This window comes from Brachymonas denitrificans (assembly GCF_907163135.1).
Lineage (GTDB): Bacteria > Pseudomonadota > Gammaproteobacteria > Burkholderiales > Burkholderiaceae_C > Brachymonas > Brachymonas denitrificans_A.
Genome location: NZ_CAJQUA010000001.1, coordinates 2,495,945 through 2,513,255 on the forward strand (window position 1 = coordinate 2,495,945; position 17,311 = coordinate 2,513,255).

The 17,311-nt window shown below is 63.5% G+C and carries 13 protein-coding genes; 6 read left to right on the plus strand and 7 right to left on the minus strand.

Annotation, left to right across the window (positions count from 1 at the left end):
* Positions 1-40: 40 nt before the first annotated feature.
* From KKQ75_RS11740 to KKQ75_RS11750, 3 genes are all read right to left on the minus strand, one after another.
* Positions 41-1,096 carry a RelA/SpoT domain-containing protein gene (locus KKQ75_RS11740; protein WP_213362371.1) on the minus strand — a complete coding sequence of 352 codons (1,056 nt, stop codon included), beginning with the start codon at positions 1,094-1,096 and terminating at the stop codon, positions 41-43.
* A 24-nt stretch (positions 1,097-1,120) separates the two neighbouring features.
* Positions 1,121-3,580, minus strand: a complete 2,460-nt coding sequence (locus tag KKQ75_RS11745; protein ID WP_250131084.1) for an adenosylcobalamin-dependent ribonucleoside-diphosphate reductase — start codon at positions 3,578-3,580, stop codon at positions 1,121-1,123.
* 247 nt (positions 3,581-3,827) lie between these two features.
* A complete protein-coding gene (locus KKQ75_RS11750; protein WP_213362372.1) occupies positions 3,828-5,087 on the minus strand; it encodes an NAD(P)H-dependent flavin oxidoreductase in 1,260 nt (419 codons plus the stop codon).
* A 235-nt stretch (positions 5,088-5,322) separates the two neighbouring features.
* Between KKQ75_RS11750 and mnmA the strand changes: the two genes are divergently transcribed.
* The 3 genes from mnmA (at position 5,323) to KKQ75_RS11765 (ending at position 7,494) form a co-directional block, all read left to right on the plus strand.
* Positions 5,323-6,435 carry a tRNA 2-thiouridine(34) synthase MnmA gene (mnmA, locus tag KKQ75_RS11755; RefSeq protein ID WP_213362373.1) on the plus strand — a complete coding sequence of 371 codons (1,113 nt, stop codon included), beginning with the start codon at positions 5,323-5,325 and terminating at the stop codon, positions 6,433-6,435.
* Between the two features lie 82 nt (positions 6,436-6,517).
* The gene (locus tag KKQ75_RS11760) at positions 6,518-6,913 is read left to right on the plus strand and encodes a TraR/DksA family transcriptional regulator (RefSeq protein WP_213362374.1); all 396 of its coding nucleotides are present in this window, start codon (positions 6,518-6,520) and stop codon (positions 6,911-6,913) included.
* 143 nt (positions 6,914-7,056) lie between these two features.
* Entirely contained in the window at positions 7,057-7,494 is a 438-nt protein-coding gene (locus tag KKQ75_RS11765) for a CinA family protein (protein WP_250131140.1), read from the plus strand.
* 63 nt (positions 7,495-7,557) lie between these two features.
* Here KKQ75_RS11765 and KKQ75_RS11770 read toward each other — a convergent pair whose 3' ends face one another.
* From KKQ75_RS11770 to KKQ75_RS11780, 3 genes are all read right to left on the minus strand, one after another.
* Positions 7,558-8,124 (minus strand): EF-hand domain-containing protein, encoded by a 567-nt coding sequence (locus KKQ75_RS11770; protein ID WP_213362376.1) that lies wholly within the window; start codon positions 8,122-8,124, stop codon positions 7,558-7,560.
* 176 nt (positions 8,125-8,300) lie between these two features.
* The gene (locus KKQ75_RS11775; protein WP_213362377.1) at positions 8,301-8,843 is read right to left on the minus strand and encodes a cytochrome b; all 543 of its coding nucleotides are present in this window, start codon (positions 8,841-8,843) and stop codon (positions 8,301-8,303) included.
* Positions 8,844-8,949: 106 nt separating this feature from the next.
* Positions 8,950-11,151: a malate synthase G gene (locus KKQ75_RS11780; protein WP_213362378.1), complete on the minus strand. Its 2,202-nt coding sequence runs from the start codon at positions 11,149-11,151 to the stop codon at positions 8,950-8,952.
* 233 nt (positions 11,152-11,384) lie between these two features.
* Between KKQ75_RS11780 and KKQ75_RS11785 the strand changes: the two genes are divergently transcribed.
* The 3 genes from KKQ75_RS11785 to KKQ75_RS11795 all read left to right on the plus strand — a co-directional run bounded on the left by KKQ75_RS11785 (position 11,385) and on the right by KKQ75_RS11795 (position 15,759).
* Positions 11,385-11,786, plus strand: coding sequence for a polyhydroxyalkanoate granule-associated phasin (locus tag KKQ75_RS11785; RefSeq protein WP_213362379.1), 402 nt, complete (start codon positions 11,385-11,387; stop codon positions 11,784-11,786).
* A 179-nt stretch (positions 11,787-11,965) separates the two neighbouring features.
* Positions 11,966-14,263 (plus strand): ATP-binding protein, encoded by a 2,298-nt coding sequence (locus KKQ75_RS11790; protein ID WP_213362381.1) that lies wholly within the window; start codon positions 11,966-11,968, stop codon positions 14,261-14,263.
* Positions 14,264-14,406: 143 nt separating this feature from the next.
* The gene (locus KKQ75_RS11795) at positions 14,407-15,759 is read left to right on the plus strand and encodes an alanine/glycine:cation symporter family protein (protein ID WP_213362382.1); all 1,353 of its coding nucleotides are present in this window, start codon (positions 14,407-14,409) and stop codon (positions 15,757-15,759) included.
* A gap of 113 nt (positions 15,760-15,872) precedes the next feature.
* Here the strand turns inward: KKQ75_RS11795 and KKQ75_RS11800 are convergent, their stop codons facing one another.
* Positions 15,873-17,216, minus strand: coding sequence for a tryptophan--tRNA ligase (locus KKQ75_RS11800; RefSeq protein ID WP_213362383.1), 1,344 nt, complete (start codon positions 17,214-17,216; stop codon positions 15,873-15,875).
* Positions 17,217-17,311: the final 95 nt, after the last annotated feature.

Consider the following 17,311-nt stretch of genomic DNA (forward strand, 5'->3'; position numbering starts at 1 on the left):
GCAACCGTTTTAGACTATTTTGACGTCGTGTTTCAAGAGTTCAAGTCAATCTTATTGAGTTCTTATTGCTATTCTTGCGCTCCTGAGCGCTGAGTTTTGTGCAGCCAGCTTCTATTAGTCGAATGAACTCGGTTGCATCGCTGAAATAATTTCGAAATGCGAGGCGAACCTCGTCTTTTGAATCGGCTCGAACCAAGACGATATCATTTTTTGGATACTTTTTCTCAAGTTCGAAGAGTGCCCTAAGGGCGTCCGTTGCGTCTCTATAGCTCTTTATGTCTAGATCGCCGTTTTCAGAGAAATTGAGAATGGTGTTGCGTTTATCTGAGATTTCAGTTTTTGCTTTGGAGAGTCCTCGTAAGGTTTGAATCAATGCCAGATCCTCATCCAACGATAAAAAATGATCTATTAATTCGGAGTTGCTTAGGGTAGGATGTGGGCCCGTAGTATTTTCATGTGCCCGGGCGAGTATTTCACTCGCTAAAGCCATGGCTATCGCGTATCTAGAGTCGCCTTGTTGGAATTTTGGCTGGCTTTCTGTAATGAAGCCAATTACTTCAACTGCCGTTGCCCAAGCATGTTGAACGAGCGTTCTGTACTGAATTTCAATATATAGGCCTGCAAGACTCTTGCCTGTTTCGGAGCGAACATCATATTCGTAAACATCATGAATGCCACGATATCCTGTAGATTTTGGGTTATTTATGTAGTTGTATTTTTCGGGGTTGTTTCGTAGTTTGTGATTAAAGCGGGCTTTATGGAACTTTTCCCGAAATGTATTTAGATCTTTGATATTCTTGAAAATTAGGCGGCACCCGGCAACATCATCCATGCGTGCTAATTGCATCCCTGGATGACGCTGAAGTTTGTTGAAAATAGTGTTTCGGCGCTTATGGCGTTGCGCTACTGTTATTTTCTTGCCTTTGGTTCGAAATCGAAGAATGGCCTGAAAAGTATTTAATACCCCCCGGTGGGCAGCGCGCCATTTTTCAATTGTTTCGATATCCTCTGGGGTTGCGGTGCCTGTGCGGATCGCTTCTCCTGCACGAGTGACCCGCTTTTTCGATCCCCCTGGGAAGGTATTGGATGGCGACATGGGTTGTTGCTTCTCAATAATTGCTTAGCCGCAGCTCCCCACGTAACCGCACTGCGTGCAATAGTCGCAACCATCCTTGCGGATCATGGCATGCGCGCCGCACTCGGGGCACTTCTTGCCGGCCATCACGGGCAGCGACTGCTGCACGCCCACCGGTGTGTGGTTGGGCGAGGGTGCGTCCAGATCCTTCAGCGGCAGTTCCATCTGGCTGCGTTCGCCGATCAGGTTCTGTAGCGCGTAGGCGATGGCGGCCACTTCGCTGTCGTGCCACATCGGCACCAGCGTGCCGTCGGCCTTTTCGTACGTGCCCAGGCGCACCGGGCCGCGGTCCCAGCTCACCTTGCGCAGGTCGTCCAGCGCACGGTCCAGGAAACCGCCGCGTGCAGCAAGTGACAGCGAGCGCATGGTGGCAGTGATCCACTGCTGCGATTCGCTGCTCTGGCCCACCGGCATGAAGAATTCGATGGCGCGCTCGATGGTGCGGCCGTCCGGCGTGGCCACCGGCATGAAGGAGACGATCAGGTACAGACGCTTCTTGCCTTCCTGCGTCCAGTATTCGATCTTCTCGGCGACGGCGTTGAGGCTGCCTTTGGGACGGCTCTCGATCACAGTGCGCATCGGATCGAACGGCACCGGGGCAGCTTCGGCCACCGGCTCGGGCTTCTTCTCTTCCGCTTTGGGCGTGGCTTCCAGCACGGCACCCAGGATGTTGTTGGGGCGGTAGGTGGCCAGGCCCTTCAGGCCGGCGGTCCAGGCCTGGCGGTACAGGTCCTTGAAGTCATCGTAGGGATAGTCTTCGGGGATGTTGACCGTCTTGGAGATGGAGGTATCGATGTAGGGCTGCACGGCCTGCATCATGCCGACGTGGTCGGCCGCGCTCATTTCCAGCGCCGAGACGAAGTACTCGGGCAGCGGCGCATCGGCGCCCTTGAGCGTGTGGTAGACGCGGGCGGCGTGGTCTTCCACCGTGTATTCGCTGGTGGTGCCGTCGGCCTCGCGCTTCTTGCGCTTGTAGCTCCAGGAGAAGGCCGGTTCGATGCCGTTGGAGGCGTTGTCGGCAAAGGCCAGGCTCACGGTGCCGGTGGGGGCGATGGAGAGCAGGTGGCTGTTGCGGATGCCGTATTTCTTGATCTCGGCCTTGATGTCGGCCGGCAGGCGGCTGGCGAAAGTGCCGTTGCCCAGGTAGGCCTTGGCGTCGAATTTGGGGAAGGCGCCCTTTTCCTTGGCCAGTTCGACCGAGGCGCGGTAGGCGGCATTGCGCATGCGCTCGCCGATCTGCGCGGCCATCTGGCGGCCTTCGTCGCGGTCATAGCGCAGGCACAGCATGGACAGGGTGTTGCCCAGGCCGGTAAAGCCCACGCCGATGCGGCGCTTGGATTGCGATTCGGCATGCTGCTGCGGCAGCGGCCACCAGGTCACGTCCAGCACGTTGTCGAGCGCGCGCACCTGCACCGCCACGGATTGTTCGAAGGCCGCGAAGTCGAACTCGGGCTTGCCATCGACGCCGAACGGGTTGCGCACGAAGCGCGTCAGGATGATCGGGCCCAGGTCGCAGCAGCCGTAGCTGGGCAGGGGTTGCTCGCCGCAGGGGTTGGTGGCGGCGATGGTCTCGCAGTAGTTCAGGTTGTTGTCGCGGCCGATCTGGTCGAGGAACAGGATGCCCGGCTCGGCAAAATCGTAGGCCGACTGCATGATGGTGTCCCACAGCTGGCGCGCCGGCACCTTGCGGTAGACCCACTTGCCGTCGTCGCGCTGGTAGCCGCCCTTGTCCAGCACCTTCTTGCCGGGGCGGGCCTTGTGCACCAGTTCCCAGTCTGCGTCGTTCTGCACGGCCTGCATGAAGGCATCGCTCACGCCCACGGACACGTTGAAGTTGTTCCAGCGGCCGGGCGTGCGCTTGGCGGTGATGAACTCGAGCACGTCCGGATGGTCGATGCGCAGCACGCCCATCTGCGCGCCACGGCGGGCGCCGGCGGATTCGACCGTGGAGCAGCTCTGGTCGAACACGTTGATGTAGCTGCACGGGCCGCTGGCGATGGAGTGCGTGCCCTTCACCTCGGCGCCCTTGGGACGGATGCGGGAGAAGTCGTAGCCCACGCCGCCACCACGGCGCATGGTCTCGGCGGCTTCGCGCAGCGCCTCGTAGATGCCGGGGAAGCCCTCGTCATCCACGCCCTGGATGCAGTCGCCCACCGGCTGCACGAAGCAGTTGATCAGCGTGGCCTGGATCTCGGTGCCGGCGGCGCTCATGATGCGGCCTGCGCCGATGGCGCCGGCCTTGAGGTTGGTCAGGAACTTCTGCTCCCATTCCGCGCGCAGCTCGGGTTTTTCGGCACCGGCCAGGGCGCGCGCCACGCGGGCGTAGATCGCATCGGCGCTGTTTTCGCCTTCCTTGCAGTACTTTTCGATCAGGACGTCGAGGGAGATGAGTTGTTCGGGCAGTTGCATGGTGGTGGCGGAAGGAGTGCGTTCAGCGATGTCCATGGACGGTATTCAGGGTGGGAGTGCAGAAAAAATCGGGGGAGCGACGCGACAGGCGCCAGCGCGCAAGGGAGGGGATTATGGGGCCTCTGGCGGGCTTTTGTGCGAGTCCCTTGCGGCAAAGTGGGCAGGTCGTCCGGCAGCCAGTTTAGCGGTTTTGCCAGCCGGAATTCTTGCGGGAAGCTTTCAACAAACTGACAAAAAGCCGCAAACCCAGTCTGCACCGGGCTTGCGGCCGGGATTGGTATTTTTACGGATGGGCGGCGGCACCACGGCCGCCAAGCAGCCATTGCAGCAGATCCTGAACGGGACGGATTTCCGAGCCGAAGGGCAGCTTGCCGGCGCCGCGGAAGAACAGGCCCTTCTGCGTGTCGCCTTCCTGCGCGTGGGCCAGATGCTTGTCGATGCAGAACTGGCCGATATCGCTCTTGCCGTCGCGCAGGCCGCAATGCTGCAGGCAGTCGAAGGCCATATTGCAGCGCTTCTCGTGTGCCACGGCCTGTAGCTTGGGCTCGATGCGCAGGTATTTGTCGAGCCAGGGCGTGCGCACACCGCGTGCCGGCAGCCCGGCCACGCTGGTGAACTCGACGATATCCTCGGGTTTGGCATTGGCCAATACCTGCTTGAAGGCGGGCGCGGCATCGCTCTCCTGCGTCACGGCGAAAGCCGTGCCCATCTGCACCGCGTCGGCCCCCAGCCCTTGCAGGCGCAGGATGTCCTCATGGCGGCTGACGCCGCCGGCGGCAATCAGCGGAATGTGGCGCTCGTAGCCCGCACTGCGCAGGAACTCGCGCACGGCCGGCAGCACGTTCTCGAACTCGAAACGCGGGTCGTTCAGATCCATGATCTTGGCAGCGCCCAGGTGGCCGCCGGCCAGGCGCGGATGCTCGATCACGATGGCATCGGGCAGACGGCCCTTCTTCTCCCATTTCTTCACGATCAGCTGCACGCCGCGCGCGTCGCTCAGGATCGGGATCAGCGCCGCCTTGGGATGGTCCTTGGCCAGTTCGGGCAGGTCCAGCGGCAGGCCGGCGCCCACCACCACGGCATCGATGCCGGCCTCGAGCGCGGTGCGCACGTTCTGCGCATAGGCGCTGATGGCCTTCATCACGTTCACCGCGATCAGGCCCAGGCCCTGCGAGATGTCGCGCGCGCGGGCGATCTCGCGGCGCAGCGCCTCGTTGTTGGCGGCGTCGATCACGCCCTTGGCATGGGCCACGTCACGCGATTTTTCCAGCGGACGGGTCTTTTCCATCAGGTCGGGGTGCAGGCGGCGCAGGTCCACGGACGAGATGGTGCCGACGGCGCCCATGCGTGCCACGGTGCCGGCCAGACCGCCGGCAGAGATGCCCACGCCCATGCCGCCCTGCACGACCGGAATCAGCGTCTTGCCGGCCAGCGACCACAGTTTCAGGCCGGAAGCGGTGGCCTTCTCGCGCAACTGCTCGACCAGCGCGCTGGCCTCGGCGAGGGAGGGGAAGGTGGGAAGAGGAACTGCAGTGGGAGACATGAAGCGATCCGGCTGGACAAAGTGGTAACCCGTCGAGGCTAGCAAAGAAGGCTTTTCCTTCGCTTGTTGTGGGTCAAGCATTGGCGTGATCGGGCGGACTCATGCAACATGGGCGTAGAAGTTGGCGCCGGCTGTTGCGGCAAACGCCACAGTGCATGCCCAAGCCGCACCGGCGACGGCGGGGGAATACAGGCCAGGTCATCCCCGCCGGGCGGCGGCCGGCGATAATTGCAGGATGACCAAACACCGCATCGTGGTGGGCCTGAGCGGCGGCGTGGATTCTGCCGTCAGCGCCTACCTGCTGAAAAAACAGGGGCACGAGGTGGTCGGCATCTTCATGAAGAACTGGGAGGATGACGACGACTCGGAGTACTGCTCGTCCAACATCGATTTCGTCGATGCCGCCAGCGTGGCCGACGTGATCGGCATCGAGATCGAACACGTCAACTTCGCGGCCGAATACAAGGACCGCGTGTTTGCCGAGTTCCTGCGCGAGTATCAGGCCGGCCGCACGCCCAATCCGGATGTGCTGTGCAATGCCGAGATCAAGTTCAAGGCCTTTCTCGACCACGCCATGCGTCTGGGCGCCGAGAAGATCGCCACCGGCCACTATGCGCGCGTGCGGCGGCTCGACACGGACGAGGTGCAGCTGCTCAAGGGGCTTGATCCCTCCAAGGACCAGAGCTATTTCCTGCACCGGCTGAATCAGACCCAGTTGCAGAAGACGTTGTTCCCGGTCGGTGAACTGCACAAGACCGAGGTGCGCCGCATTGCCGAGGAAATCGGCCTGCCGAACGCGAAGAAGAAGGACTCGACCGGCATCTGTTTCATTGGCGAGCGGCCGTTCCGCGAGTTTCTCAACCGCTACCTGCAAAGCCAGCCGGGTCCGATCAAGGACGAGAAGGGTCGCACCATCGGCGAGCACATGGGGCTGAGCTTCTACACGCTGGGGCAGCGGCAGGGGCTGGGCATCGGTGGCGTCAAGGCCAAGGGCGCTCCGCGCGGCGGCGGCGACCATGCGCCATGGTTCGTGGCGAAGAAGGACATGGCAACCAACACGCTGTATGCGGTGCAGGGGCATGACCATCCCTGGCTGCTGTCGCAGACGCTCAAGGCGGTGGATCTGAGCTGGTGTGCCGGCAAGCCGCCGGCGGCGGCACAGTCCGCCAGCGGATTCGCGGCCAAGACGCGCTACCGCCAGGCAGATGCGCCGTGCACGCCTGCGCTGCTGGCGGATGGTTCGCTGCAGCTGGATTTCCCCGAGCCGCAATGGGCGGTCACGCCGGGGCAGAGTGCCGTGCTGTATGACGGCGAAGTCTGCCTGGGCGGGGGCATCATCACCGCCTGAGCGGGCTCTGCGGCGCGCCCTTTGTGACAGGGATGTTTCGCCGTACACTTGGGTCAGGAGTATCCCGTATCAGGAGAACAACATGGGCAAGCACCTCTCTGCCGCACAACTGGCTGAACTCAAATCCCTGCTCGAACAGCGCAAGGCCGAGATCGAAGGTCGTATTCACGAGGTGCGCGACGGTCAGAGCCGTGTGGACCATGCCCGTGACATCATCGAAACGCGCGGCAGCGTCGAGCGCCAGCACAGTTCCGATCGCGAAGTGGATCTGGCCCTGAGCGACATGGGAGCGGTTGATCTGGCGCGTGTGAATGCGGCGCTGGAGCGCATCGATAACGGCACCTACGGCGAGTGCGACGAGTGCGGCTGCGACATCCCGTTTGCGCGCCTGCAGATCGAGCCGCAGACGCAGCACTGTGTCACCTGCAAGTCGCGCTGGGAGCGCGAGACTGCCGCGGTGCCCAACGCGCGCATGTAAGCGGCTTCTCCTTCATGTCCATGGAGCGCAATCCCCTGCACCCGGTTCCGCAGGGCGGGAGTGACGCCGGCCTGCTGTTTCTGGAGGAGGATACCTTTGCCATCTGCCGCCGCCTGGCGGATTGCCTGGGCAGCCGGGGCTGGATGATGGCCACGGCCGAGAGTTGCACCGGCGGCCTGATCGCCGCTGCCTGCACCTCGCTGGCAGGATCGAGCCAGTGGTTCGAGCGCGGCATGGTGAGCTATTCCAATTTGGCCAAGACCGAGCTGCTGGACGTGCCGGCGGAACTGATAGCGCAGCACGGCGCGGTGAGCGAGCCGGTAGCGCGGGCCATGGCGCTGGGGGCCTGTGCGCGCTCCGGGGCGCAGGTTGCGCTGGCGGTGACGGGCGTGGCCGGGCCGGGAGGCGGTTCGGTCGAGAAGCCGGTGGGCCTGGTCTGGTTCGGCTGGCAGCTGGGCAATCTGGGGGTGGCCGAGATGCGCGTGTTTCCGGGTGACCGGGCGGCCATTCGTGCCGCGACGGTGCGGCACGCCCTGCAGGGCCTGCTGGTGCGCCTGCAGCCGCTGCGGCCTGCGCACTGAAATCTCCCCCTGCAAGACAACAAGGCGCCCTCGGGCGCCTTGTTCATGCCTGCTGATCAGCGATCAACGGTTGCGGCCACGCGGCTGCTGCATCTGGTGGTTGGAGAACTCGGTGGCGTCGATCTTGCCGTCCTTGTTGGTGTCCATGTCGGCAAAGGACTGGGCCTGCGCCGCGTTGCGCATCAGGCGGCCTTCCTGGGAGCGCTGCTGCAACTTGTCGGAACGGTACTGGTTCAGCTCTTCCTGGCTGATGGCGCCATCGCGGTTGGTGTCGAAATCGGCAAAGTCCGGACGGTTCATGCCGCGGCCCATGCCACGGCCTTGCCCCTGGCCCTGCATGGCACCCTTGCGCTGGCCCGGGCGCATACGGTTCTGATGGGCATTGGCAAACTCATTGCGGCTGATGACGCCGTCCTTGTTGGCATCCATCTGCGCGAAGCTCAGCGCATTGCGGCCCATGCCGGGGCGCTGCGCGCGTACGCGGTCGAGTTCCTGCTGCGTGATCACGCCGTTGCCGTCACGGTCGAAGGTGGCGAACGAGGCGCGCGTCTGGGCCGAAGCGGGCAGGCTCATGCCGGCGAGCAGGGCAGCAGCACCGAGGGCAGACAGGATACGCACGGATTTTTTCATGATGCACTCCTTGTGAGGGAAAGGAAAAAGCGGATTGCTTGCACATCTCCTTTATATTCCTGCTACCTTAAGTGTCCATGAAGACCGCAAGCAGGTGTTTCGGGATGCCTCGGCTGCATACAAGCGGATACAGCACCGTGGCGATGCGGCCACTGCAAGCGGCCACACCCGCCGGCTCAGCGTGGCCGCATGCGTTGCAGCGTGTCATCCTTCATCACATGGTGATGGTACAACGCTGCGATGGCATGCAGGCCGATAAGCAGGTAACCCAGTGAGGCAATGGTTTCGTGCAGCTCCTTCATGCGCAGACCGGCCGCGCGGTCGGCCACGGCCAGCGGGGGCAGTTCCATGCCCCAGAAGGGCACGTTGTTGCCGAAAGCGTTCACCATCATCCAGCCGGTGAGCGGCAGGAACATCAGCATGGCCAGCAGCAGGCCGTGCGTGAGCATGCTCAGGGTGCGTTGCCATTGCGGAATCGGCGGCGTGATGGGCGGCGTCTTGCTGCGGGCGCGCAGCAGCAGGCGCAGCCAGGTCAGGGCGAATACCGTCATGCCCAGCGTGAAATGCCACATTTTCATCGCCTCGCGCTCCGGGCTGTCCTTGGGGTAGATGCCCTTGAACTCCATCAGGCAGTAGACGGCGATCACCAGCAGGACGGTGAGCCAGTGCATGGCGATGACGGGGGTGCTGTAGCGGGGAGGGGCGAAGGAATTTGGCATGGGAGTCGCGCAGAAGGGCAGGGAAAGTGCGCCTATCTTACGCCGATGTGCCCACGAAAAAGGGCCGGCAAGCGCCGGCCCCTGTCAGGCACGCATCACCCGGCGATCAGGCGCCGGCCTTGGCCTTCTGGCGCCAGGCGTGCAGCAGCGGCTCGGTGTAGCCACTCGGCTGCTCCACCCCCTTGAACACCAGATCCAGCGCAGCCCGGTAGCCATAGCTGGTAGCCGCATTGCCGTGCATCGGCTGGTACAGCGGATCGCCGCTGTTTTGCTGATCCACCAGCGCGGCCATGCGTTCGAAGGTGGCACGCACGCGGCCTTCGGCGACGATGCCGTGCAGCAGCCAGTTGGCCATGTGCTGGCTGGAGATGCGCAGCGTGGCGCGGTCTTCCATCAGGCCGATGTGGTTGATGTCCGGCACCTTGGAGCAGCCCACGCCCTGGTCCACCCAGCGCACCACATAGCCCAGAATGCCCTGGCAGTTGTTGTCCAGTTCCTGCTGGATCTCTTCATCGCTCCAGTTCGGGTTGCTGGACACCGGCACCGTCAGCAGGCCGGTGAGCAGGTTGTCGCGCTCGGCGGCCACGTCGGTCTTTTCCAGTTCCTGCTGGATGTCGGACACCTTGACCTGGTGGTAGTGCAGCGCATGCAGCGTGGCGCCAGTGGGGCTGGGCACCCAGGCGGTGTTGGCGCCGGCCTTGGGATGGGCGATCTTCTGCTTGAGCATCTCGGCCATCAGGTCGGGCATGGCCCACATGCCCTTGCCGATCTGTGCCTTGCCGCGCAGGCCGCAGGCCAGGCCGACCAGCACGTTGTTCTTCTCGTAGGCCTGAATCCAGGCGCTCGATTTCATGTCGCCCTTGCGGATCATCGGGCCGGCCTGCATGGCGGTGTGCATCTCGTCGCCGGTGCGGTCCAGGAAGCCGGTGTTGATGAAGGCGATGCGGCTCTTGGCCGCATCGATGCAGGCCTGCAGGTTGACGCTGGTACGGCGCTCCTCATCCATGATGCCGAGCTTGACGGTGCTGTCGGGCAAACCGAGCAGTTGCTCCACGCGGCCGAACAGCTCGTTGGCAAAAGCCACTTCGGCCGGGCCGTGCATCTTGGGCTTGACGATGTAGACGCTGCCCTTGCGCGAGTTGCGCACACCGTTCTGGCCCTTGCCCTGCAGGTCGTGCATGGAAATGGCGGTGGTGATGACCGCATCCATGATCCCTTCGGGGATTTCCTTGCCTTCGGCGCCCCACAGGATGGCCGGGTTGGTCATCAGGTGGCCCACGTTGCGCACGAACATCAGCGAGCGGCCGTGCAGGCGCACTTCGCCGTTGCCATTGGGGGCGGTGTAGATGCGGTCCGGGTTCAGGCCGCGCGTCATCATCTTGCCGCCTTTTTCGAAGCTCTCGGTCAGCGTGCCGCGCAGAATGCCCAGCCAGTTGCTGTAGCCCAGGATCTTGTCCTCGGCATCGACGGCGGCCACGGAGTCTTCCAGGTCCAGGATGGTGGACAGTGCGGCTTCCACCACCACGTCGGCCACGCCGGCCACGTCAGCCTGGCCGATCGGCTTGCTGCGGTCGATCTGGATGTCGATGTGCAGGCCGTTGTTTTCCAGCAGGATGCTGGACGGGCCGCGCACGTCGCCCTGGTAGCCAACGAACTGGGCCGGGTTCTTCAGTTTGGCGATCTGGCCGCCCACCACGTTCACCAGCAGTTCGCCGTCCTTCACGTAATAGACGACGGCATCCTTGTGCGAATAGCCTTCCAGCGGCGCGGCCTGGTCGAGGAAATCGCGTGCGAAGGCGATGACCTTTTCGCCGCGCTTGGGGTTGTAGCCCTTGCCTTTTTCGGCACCATCGGTTTCGGGGATGGCGTCGGTGCCGTACAGGGCGTCGTACAGGCTGCCCCAGCGCGCGTTGGCGGCGTTGAGGGCGTAGCGGGCATTGAGGATCGGCACCACCAGCTGCGGGCCGGCCTGCGTGGCCAGTTCGTCATCGACATTGGTGGTGGTGGCCTTGGCGCCGGCGGGCACCGGCACCAGATAGCCGATCTGCTCCAGGAACTTGCGGTAGGCCGCCATGTCCGTCACCGGGCCGGGGTTGGCCTTGTGCCAGGTGTCCAACTCGGCCTGCAGGCGGTCGCGCTCGGCCAGCAGGGCGGCGTTCTTCGGGGCCAGGTCGGTGACGATCTGGCTGAAGCCCTGCCAGAAAGCCTCCTGGTTCACGCCGACGTCGGGCAGAACCTGGCTGTTGATGAAGTCGAACAGGGGGGTGGCCACCTGCAGCTGGTGAACCTGGGTGCGGACAGTTTGCATGGGTCGTTTCCTTGTGCGTTGTGCAGACAAAAAGCCACTGTGTGGCATGACACATACTGTATTACATCCTTTGCTCCGGATTAAATGGCTTATCCGTGCAGGATTCATGACTTTTATAGATGTAATAACAGCTGTTCACACTGTTTTCGGCACTTCCGTGTAGGATGCATCGCAAGGTTGCATGTTTTTTATGCAGTTTCGTGCCTTGACGCGCTTTTTCACCGACTCCCCCGATGACCTCCAACAACCACAAGGCGAGCCAGCTCGCACGCAAGACCGCCGAACTTTCCTTTGCTGCCCCGCAGGTTATCGCCCATCGCGTCTCGCGCATGGCCACGGCGGGCCTGAATCCTTCCAGGGCCGACCGCAAGGAGTTCACCATGATGGGCGCCGAAAAGGTCGCCGCCTTCTATGAATCTTGGCAGGCCATGGGGCTGCAGGCCATGCAGGCGCAGCAGCAAATGTGGATGAAGATGTTCATGAACCCCATGATGTGGTGGCAGCCCTGGAACAACAAGGCGCTCAATAGCCAGATGCAGCGCAGCATGCTGGATGTGATGGGCAAGGGCCTGTTTCCGGTGCACAGCCGTGCCGTGAGCAACGCCAAGCGGCTGGGGCGCAGCAGCAAGCGTTGATGCAAGGCGTCTTGCCCGTGGCGTGCATGCCAGGGTCAAAGCCACCGGATGGACGGAAAGCGGGATTATTTCACTGCGACAAGCGCACAGCTCGCAACGTTTTCATGCAGAAGTGGTCCAATCGGCGTTGAGGCGGCATGGGGCCGCCTCGCTCTGGCACGACGTGTGGGAGGGGCCACATGGCAGACATTTCCGGGCAATTGCGGGTCCACCTGTCTCCGGGGCTGGAACAGGCGCCCGCCATGGATTTGCTGTGCACGCAGTTCGTGCTCACGCTCACGGGGCGCCATGGCAGCCGCTTCAACTGGCGCCGTGATGTCAATGCGCTGATGGCGCTGGCCGGCCGGCATCTGGTCTGGCCCGAGCATGTGCTGCTCAAGCTGCGCGGCTTTCTGGCGCTGCGCTGCCGTGACAACGGCTTCTGGACCGGCCACGAGCAGCTGAGCCCTTCCGAATTTCTGGAGCGGCATGGCGTCTGGCGCGGTGCCTACGAGGAAGGCTCTCTGTTCTATTACCTGGACGAATTCGTCAAGGATTCTGCCAAGGACATGCTCACCCTGCTGGCCACCACCGGCGACTGGGTGCAGCAGCGCCTGCGCAAGAGTCCGGTGGAGATGCAGAAGAACATCGACAGCCTGGGCACGCTGCTGCAGCTCAATCCGGCCGAGCGCGCACTGCTGCTCTACGGCGCCCTGGCGCGTTATCAGCGTGAACTGCGCGGGCTGCTGGTCGAATTCAAGGTCAACAGCGCGGCCGAGGCCTACGCCATGATGGCCGACGTGGCTGGTGTCAGCGCCCGTGAGGTGGCCGATGCCCTGGGCCGCGGCTCGCGGCTGGAGCGTATCGGCATGGTCGACAACCTGGTGGGCGAGCACGCCATCACCGACCTGTCCGACCTGATGAAGGTGAGCGACCAGTTGCCCTCGATGCTGATGCGCGAATACCGCAGCGAGCAGGAACTGATGGCCGAATTCACGCGGCTGGCGGTACCGACCACGCTGCAGGCCGAGGACTTCGCCCACGTCGCGCAGGACCTGCAGGCCGTGACGCGGCTGCTGCAGGCCGCGCGCGAGCGGCGTGAGGCCGGCATCAACATCCTGCTCTACGGCCCGCCCGGCACCGGCAAGACCGAGCTGGCCAAGGTGGCGGTGCAGTCCGCCGGGCTGGACTGCTTCGAGGTGGAATATGCCGACCGCGACGGCAACGCCCTGAGCGGGCGTGATCGCTACCGTTCGCTGCAGATCGCCCAGGCCTTCCTCAAGGAGTCGCCACGCGCCGCGCTGCTGTTTGATGAAGTGGAAGATGTGTTTCCGCCGGTGAAGGGCCAGACTGCCGATCTGCTGGCGCGCCAGGAGCAACTGGCGCATGGTGGCGGCTCGGTCAACGGCAAGGCTTGGGTGAACCAGATCCTCGAGAACAACCCGGTGCCGGTGCTGTGGGTGACGAACCGCATCGAGCAGATCGATCCGGCTTTCCGGCGCCGCTTTACCTACCATCTGGAGTTGTCCAGCCCACCGCCCGGCGCGCGCGAGCGGCTGGTGCGCAAGCTGCTGGCCGAGGTGCCGGTGAGCGATGCCTTCGTCAGCCGCCTGACCGCGCGCGAGAATCTCACACCGGCTCAGATTGCCAACGCGCTGCGCTTTGCCCATCTGGTGCAGGCCGAAGAAGCCGGCGAAGTCGAAGGATGGATGGAACGCCAATTGCAGCATGCCGATCTGGCGCTGGGCCACCGCCCGCAGGGCACGCGCCAGCGCCGCAGCGTAACGCAGTACGACCTGGACATGCTCAACGTGGAAACGCGTTATCCCATTGCCCGCGTGGTCGAGGCGCTGCACGCGCGCGGCCACGGTACGCTGTGCTTTTACGGCACCCCGGGCACCGGCAAGACCGCCTTGGCCGAGTACATCGCCGGCCAGCTTGGCAAGCCGCTCATGGTGAAGCAGGCCAGCGATCTGGTCAGCAAGTACGTGGGCGACACCGAGCAGAACATGGCGCGCATGTTTGCCGATGCCGAACGCGACGAGGCCGTGCTGCTGCTGGACGAGGCCGACAGCTTCCTGATGGACCGGCGCGGTGCGCAGCGCAACTACGAAATCACCGAGGTGAATGAGATGCTGCAGGGCATGGAGCGCTTCCAGGGCATCTTCATCTGCACCACCAACCTGATGGACCGGCTGGACCAGGCTGCGCTGCGCCGCTTCAGTTTCAAGATTCGCTTCAAGCCGCTCACCGGCGAGCAGCGCGAGCGCATGTTCGTGACCGAGGCGCTGCAAGGCGATGCCGAACGGCTCACTCCCGAGCTGCGCCAGCGCCTGGCGCGGCTGGACCAGCTCTGCCCCGGCGACTTCGCCGCGGTGCGCCGGCAGATCGACATCCTGGGCGAGGAACTTTTTCCGGAAGAGTTCATCGAACAACTGGAGGCCGAGCATCGCATCAAGCCCGAAGTGCGCGAAAACCGCGGCATGGGCTTTGTATGAGAGGCAAGGCCAGCGATTGACCACAGCGAGAGCGCGATTTGGGGCAGCCTAGGCTGCCCCTTTTTTGAGATTTTTTGCACGACCGTTTGAATCACCTCCGACTGCTATGATTTTTTCCTTTTGCAAGTTCGGAGACAAAACGGATGGAGACACTCAAGCAGTTCTTTGACATGGTGGGAGGATGGGTGTGGGGTGTTCCCATGCTGGCCCTTCTGGTCGGTACCGGCGTTTACCTTACGCTGCGCCTGCGCTTCCTGCAATTCTCGATGCTGGTGTTTGCGCTCAAGCAGGCCTTCACGCCGCATGGCAAGAAGGCCGACGGCAGCGACCACGACGGCGACGTATCCCATTTCGGCGCCCTGATGACGGCGCTCTCGGCCACCATCGGTACCGGCAACATCGCCGGCGTGGCCACTGCCGTGGTGGCGGGCGGCCCCGGTGCCGTGTTCTGGATGTGGATCACCGCCATCTTCGGCATGGCCACCAAGTACGCCGAAGGCGTGCTGGCGGTCAAGTACCGCACCACCAACAGCCGCGGCGAGAAATCCGGCGGCCCCATGTACTACATCGAGCGCGGCCTGAACATGAAGTGGATGGCGCTGCTGTTCGCGCTGTTCGGCACGCTGGCCTCCTTCGGCATCGGCAGCTCGGTGCAGTCCAACTCGGTGGCGCAATCCATCCAGGCCAGCTTCCAGATCGACTCCTGGATCACCGGCGTGGTGCTGACGGTATTCACGGCCCTGGTGATCCTGGGCGGCATCAAGAGCATCTCGCGCGTCTCTTCCGCCATCGTGCCGGTCATGGCCATCGGCTATGTGCTGGGCGGTCTGGTGGTGATCTTCAGCAACCTGGAGCTGCTCGGCCCGGTGCTGGAGCTGATCTTCACCGACGCCTTCACCGGTCAGGCGGTTGCCGGCGGTGCGCTCGGCACGGTAATCCGCTACGGTGTGGCACGCGGTGTGTTCTCCAACGAGGCAGGCATGGGCTCGGCCCCGATTGCCGCGGCTGCTGCCAAGACCGACCACCCGGTGCGCCAGGGCCTGGTTTCCATGACCGGCACCTTCCTCGACACCATCGTGGTCTGCAGCATCACCGGCATCGTGCTGGTGATGGGCGGTTTGTACACCAACGGTGAAACCGGCGCCGCACTGACTACCCACACCTTTGCGCAACTGCTGCCGGGCGCGGGCGGCTGGATCGTGACCTTCGGCCTGGTGTTCTTTGCCTACTCCACCATCCTGGGCTGGTGCTACTACGGCGAAAAGTGCGCAGCCTACCTGCTGGGCGATGGTTTCGTGCTGATCTACCGCCTGATCTACGTGGCGTCGGTGTTCCTGGGTACGGTGGTCAGTCTGGATCTGGTCTGGGCCGCTTCGGACGTGTTCAACGGCCTGATGGCGATTCCGAACCTGATTGCGCTGCTGATGCTGACGGGCGTGGTCGTGGCCGAGACGCGCGACTTTGCGGAGAAGCGGCGTAGCGGGCAGCTGTACTGAGTGCATGGCCCGGCCTGCGCCGGGCAGCCAGGCTTGCCGAGGCAGCCGCATGAACAAAAAGGGCATGTACCGCCTGCGCGGACATGCCCTTCTGCATTGTGTACCGACGCGGTTTATTCCTGCAGCGTCAGCAGCACATCCAGCGCATTGCGGATGGCGTCCAGCATGCTGGAAGGGTGGTCTTCCAGTTGCGGGCGCATGGCGTCCAGCGCCGCGGGGCCCTGCGCCTTGAGCGCGGCGATGGCGGCGGCGGCGTCGCGCGGGTTGTCGTAACCCTTGCTCTGCAGCAAGAGCTCGCCGTTGGCGGCAGTCATCTTGAAGTAGAAGCGGCCGTCCTTTTCGCGGTATTGCTTGAAAACGGGGGGCTTGGCGGTGGCAGAGGCAGTGGCCTCGCCACTTGAGGAGCCAGTGCCGGCTGCGCTCGTTTGATGCTCGGAGCCAGCCAGGCTGCGCAGGCCCACCGCCGCACGCAATTCGCGCGTATATGGCGCCGCCTCGGCACGCGCCTTCTCGGCACCGGCCAGCAGGATGCGCTCCACCTCGGCCGGATTCGCCATCAGCTCGGCATAGCGCGCGCGCATGGGCGCAATCTCGCGGTCGATGCGCTCGAACAGCTGCTGCTTGGCTTCGCCCCAGGCGATACCCTCGGCAAAGGCCCGGGCAAAGCTGGCGGTTTCTTCCGGCGTGGCAAAGGCCTGGTAGATCTGGAACAGGGCAGAGCCTTCCGTGTCCTTGGGCTCGCCCGGCGCGCGCGAGTCGGTCACGATGGACAGGATGCGCTTTTTCATCTCGGCCTGGGGCACGAACAGCGGGATGGTGTTGTCGTAGCTTTTGCTCATCTTGCGGCCGTCCAGGCCGGGCAGCAGCGCCACCTGCTCGTCCACCTGCGCTTCGGGCAGCACCAGCAAATCCTTGCCGTACAGGTGGTTGAAGCTGCTGGCCATGTCGCGCGCCATCTCGATGTGCTGGATCTGGTCGCGCCCCACCGGCACCTTCTGCGCCTTGAACATCAGAATGTCCGCCGCCATCAGCACCGGATACATGAACAGGCCGGCGGTCACGCCATCGTCCGGCTCCTGACCCGCTTCCAGGTTCTTGTCGACCGAGGCCTTGTACGCATGGGCGCGGTTCAGCAGGCCCTTGCCGGTCACGCAGGTGAGCAGCCAGGTCAGCTCGGGAATCTCGGGGATGTCGCTCTGGCGGTAGAAGGTGACGCGCTCCGGATCGAGGCCGGCGGCCAGCCAGGTGGCGGCGATTTCCAGCGTGGAGCGCTGGATGCGGGCCGGGTCGTCGCACTTGATGAGCGAATGGTAGTCGGCCAGGAAATAGTAGCTTTTCACATCGGCACGCAGGCTGGACTGCACGGCCGGGCGAATCGCGCCGACGTAGTTGCCCAAGTGTGGCGTGCCGGTAGTAGTGATGCCGGTGAGGAAGCGGGTGATGGGGGTGGAGCTCATGGTGGATTGCAGCAGATGGGGTCGCGCAGGGGCGACAAGCGTTCTATTATCGGCGAAGCCTGACTGGCTGGCCGATGTGCGTAGCCGCTGCATGC

Excerpts from the sequence above, each read along its gene's own strand:
- KKQ75_RS11740 (WP_213362371.1), bottom strand. The coding sequence starts at position 1,096 with ATGTCGCCATCCAATACCTTCCCAGGGGGATCGAAAAAGCGGGTCACT.
- mnmA (WP_213362373.1), top strand. The coding sequence starts at position 5,323 with ATGACCAAACACCGCATCGTGGTGGGCCTGAGCGGCGGCGTGGATTCT.
- KKQ75_RS11760 (WP_213362374.1), top strand. The coding sequence starts at position 6,518 with ATGGGCAAGCACCTCTCTGCCGCACAACTGGCTGAACTCAAATCCCTG.
- KKQ75_RS11780 (WP_213362378.1), bottom strand. The coding sequence starts at position 11,151 with ATGCAAACTGTCCGCACCCAGGTTCACCAGCTGCAGGTGGCCACCCCC.
- KKQ75_RS11795 (WP_213362382.1), top strand. The coding sequence starts at position 14,407 with ATGGAGACACTCAAGCAGTTCTTTGACATGGTGGGAGGATGGGTGTGG.
- KKQ75_RS11785 (WP_213362379.1), top strand. The coding sequence starts at position 11,385 with ATGACCTCCAACAACCACAAGGCGAGCCAGCTCGCACGCAAGACCGCC.
- KKQ75_RS11745 (WP_250131084.1), bottom strand. The coding sequence starts at position 3,580 with ATGGACATCGCTGAACGCACTCCTTCCGCCACCACCATGCAACTGCCC.
- KKQ75_RS11790 (WP_213362381.1), top strand. The coding sequence starts at position 11,966 with ATGGCAGACATTTCCGGGCAATTGCGGGTCCACCTGTCTCCGGGGCTG.
- KKQ75_RS11800 (WP_213362383.1), bottom strand. The coding sequence starts at position 17,216 with ATGAGCTCCACCCCCATCACCCGCTTCCTCACCGGCATCACTACTACC.
- KKQ75_RS11770 (WP_213362376.1), bottom strand. The coding sequence starts at position 8,124 with ATGAAAAAATCCGTGCGTATCCTGTCTGCCCTCGGTGCTGCTGCCCTG.
- KKQ75_RS11775 (WP_213362377.1), bottom strand. The coding sequence starts at position 8,843 with ATGCCAAATTCCTTCGCCCCTCCCCGCTACAGCACCCCCGTCATCGCC.
- KKQ75_RS11765 (WP_250131140.1), top strand. The coding sequence starts at position 7,057 with ATGATGGCCACGGCCGAGAGTTGCACCGGCGGCCTGATCGCCGCTGCC.
- KKQ75_RS11750 (WP_213362372.1), bottom strand. The coding sequence starts at position 5,087 with ATGTCTCCCACTGCAGTTCCTCTTCCCACCTTCCCCTCCCTCGCCGAG.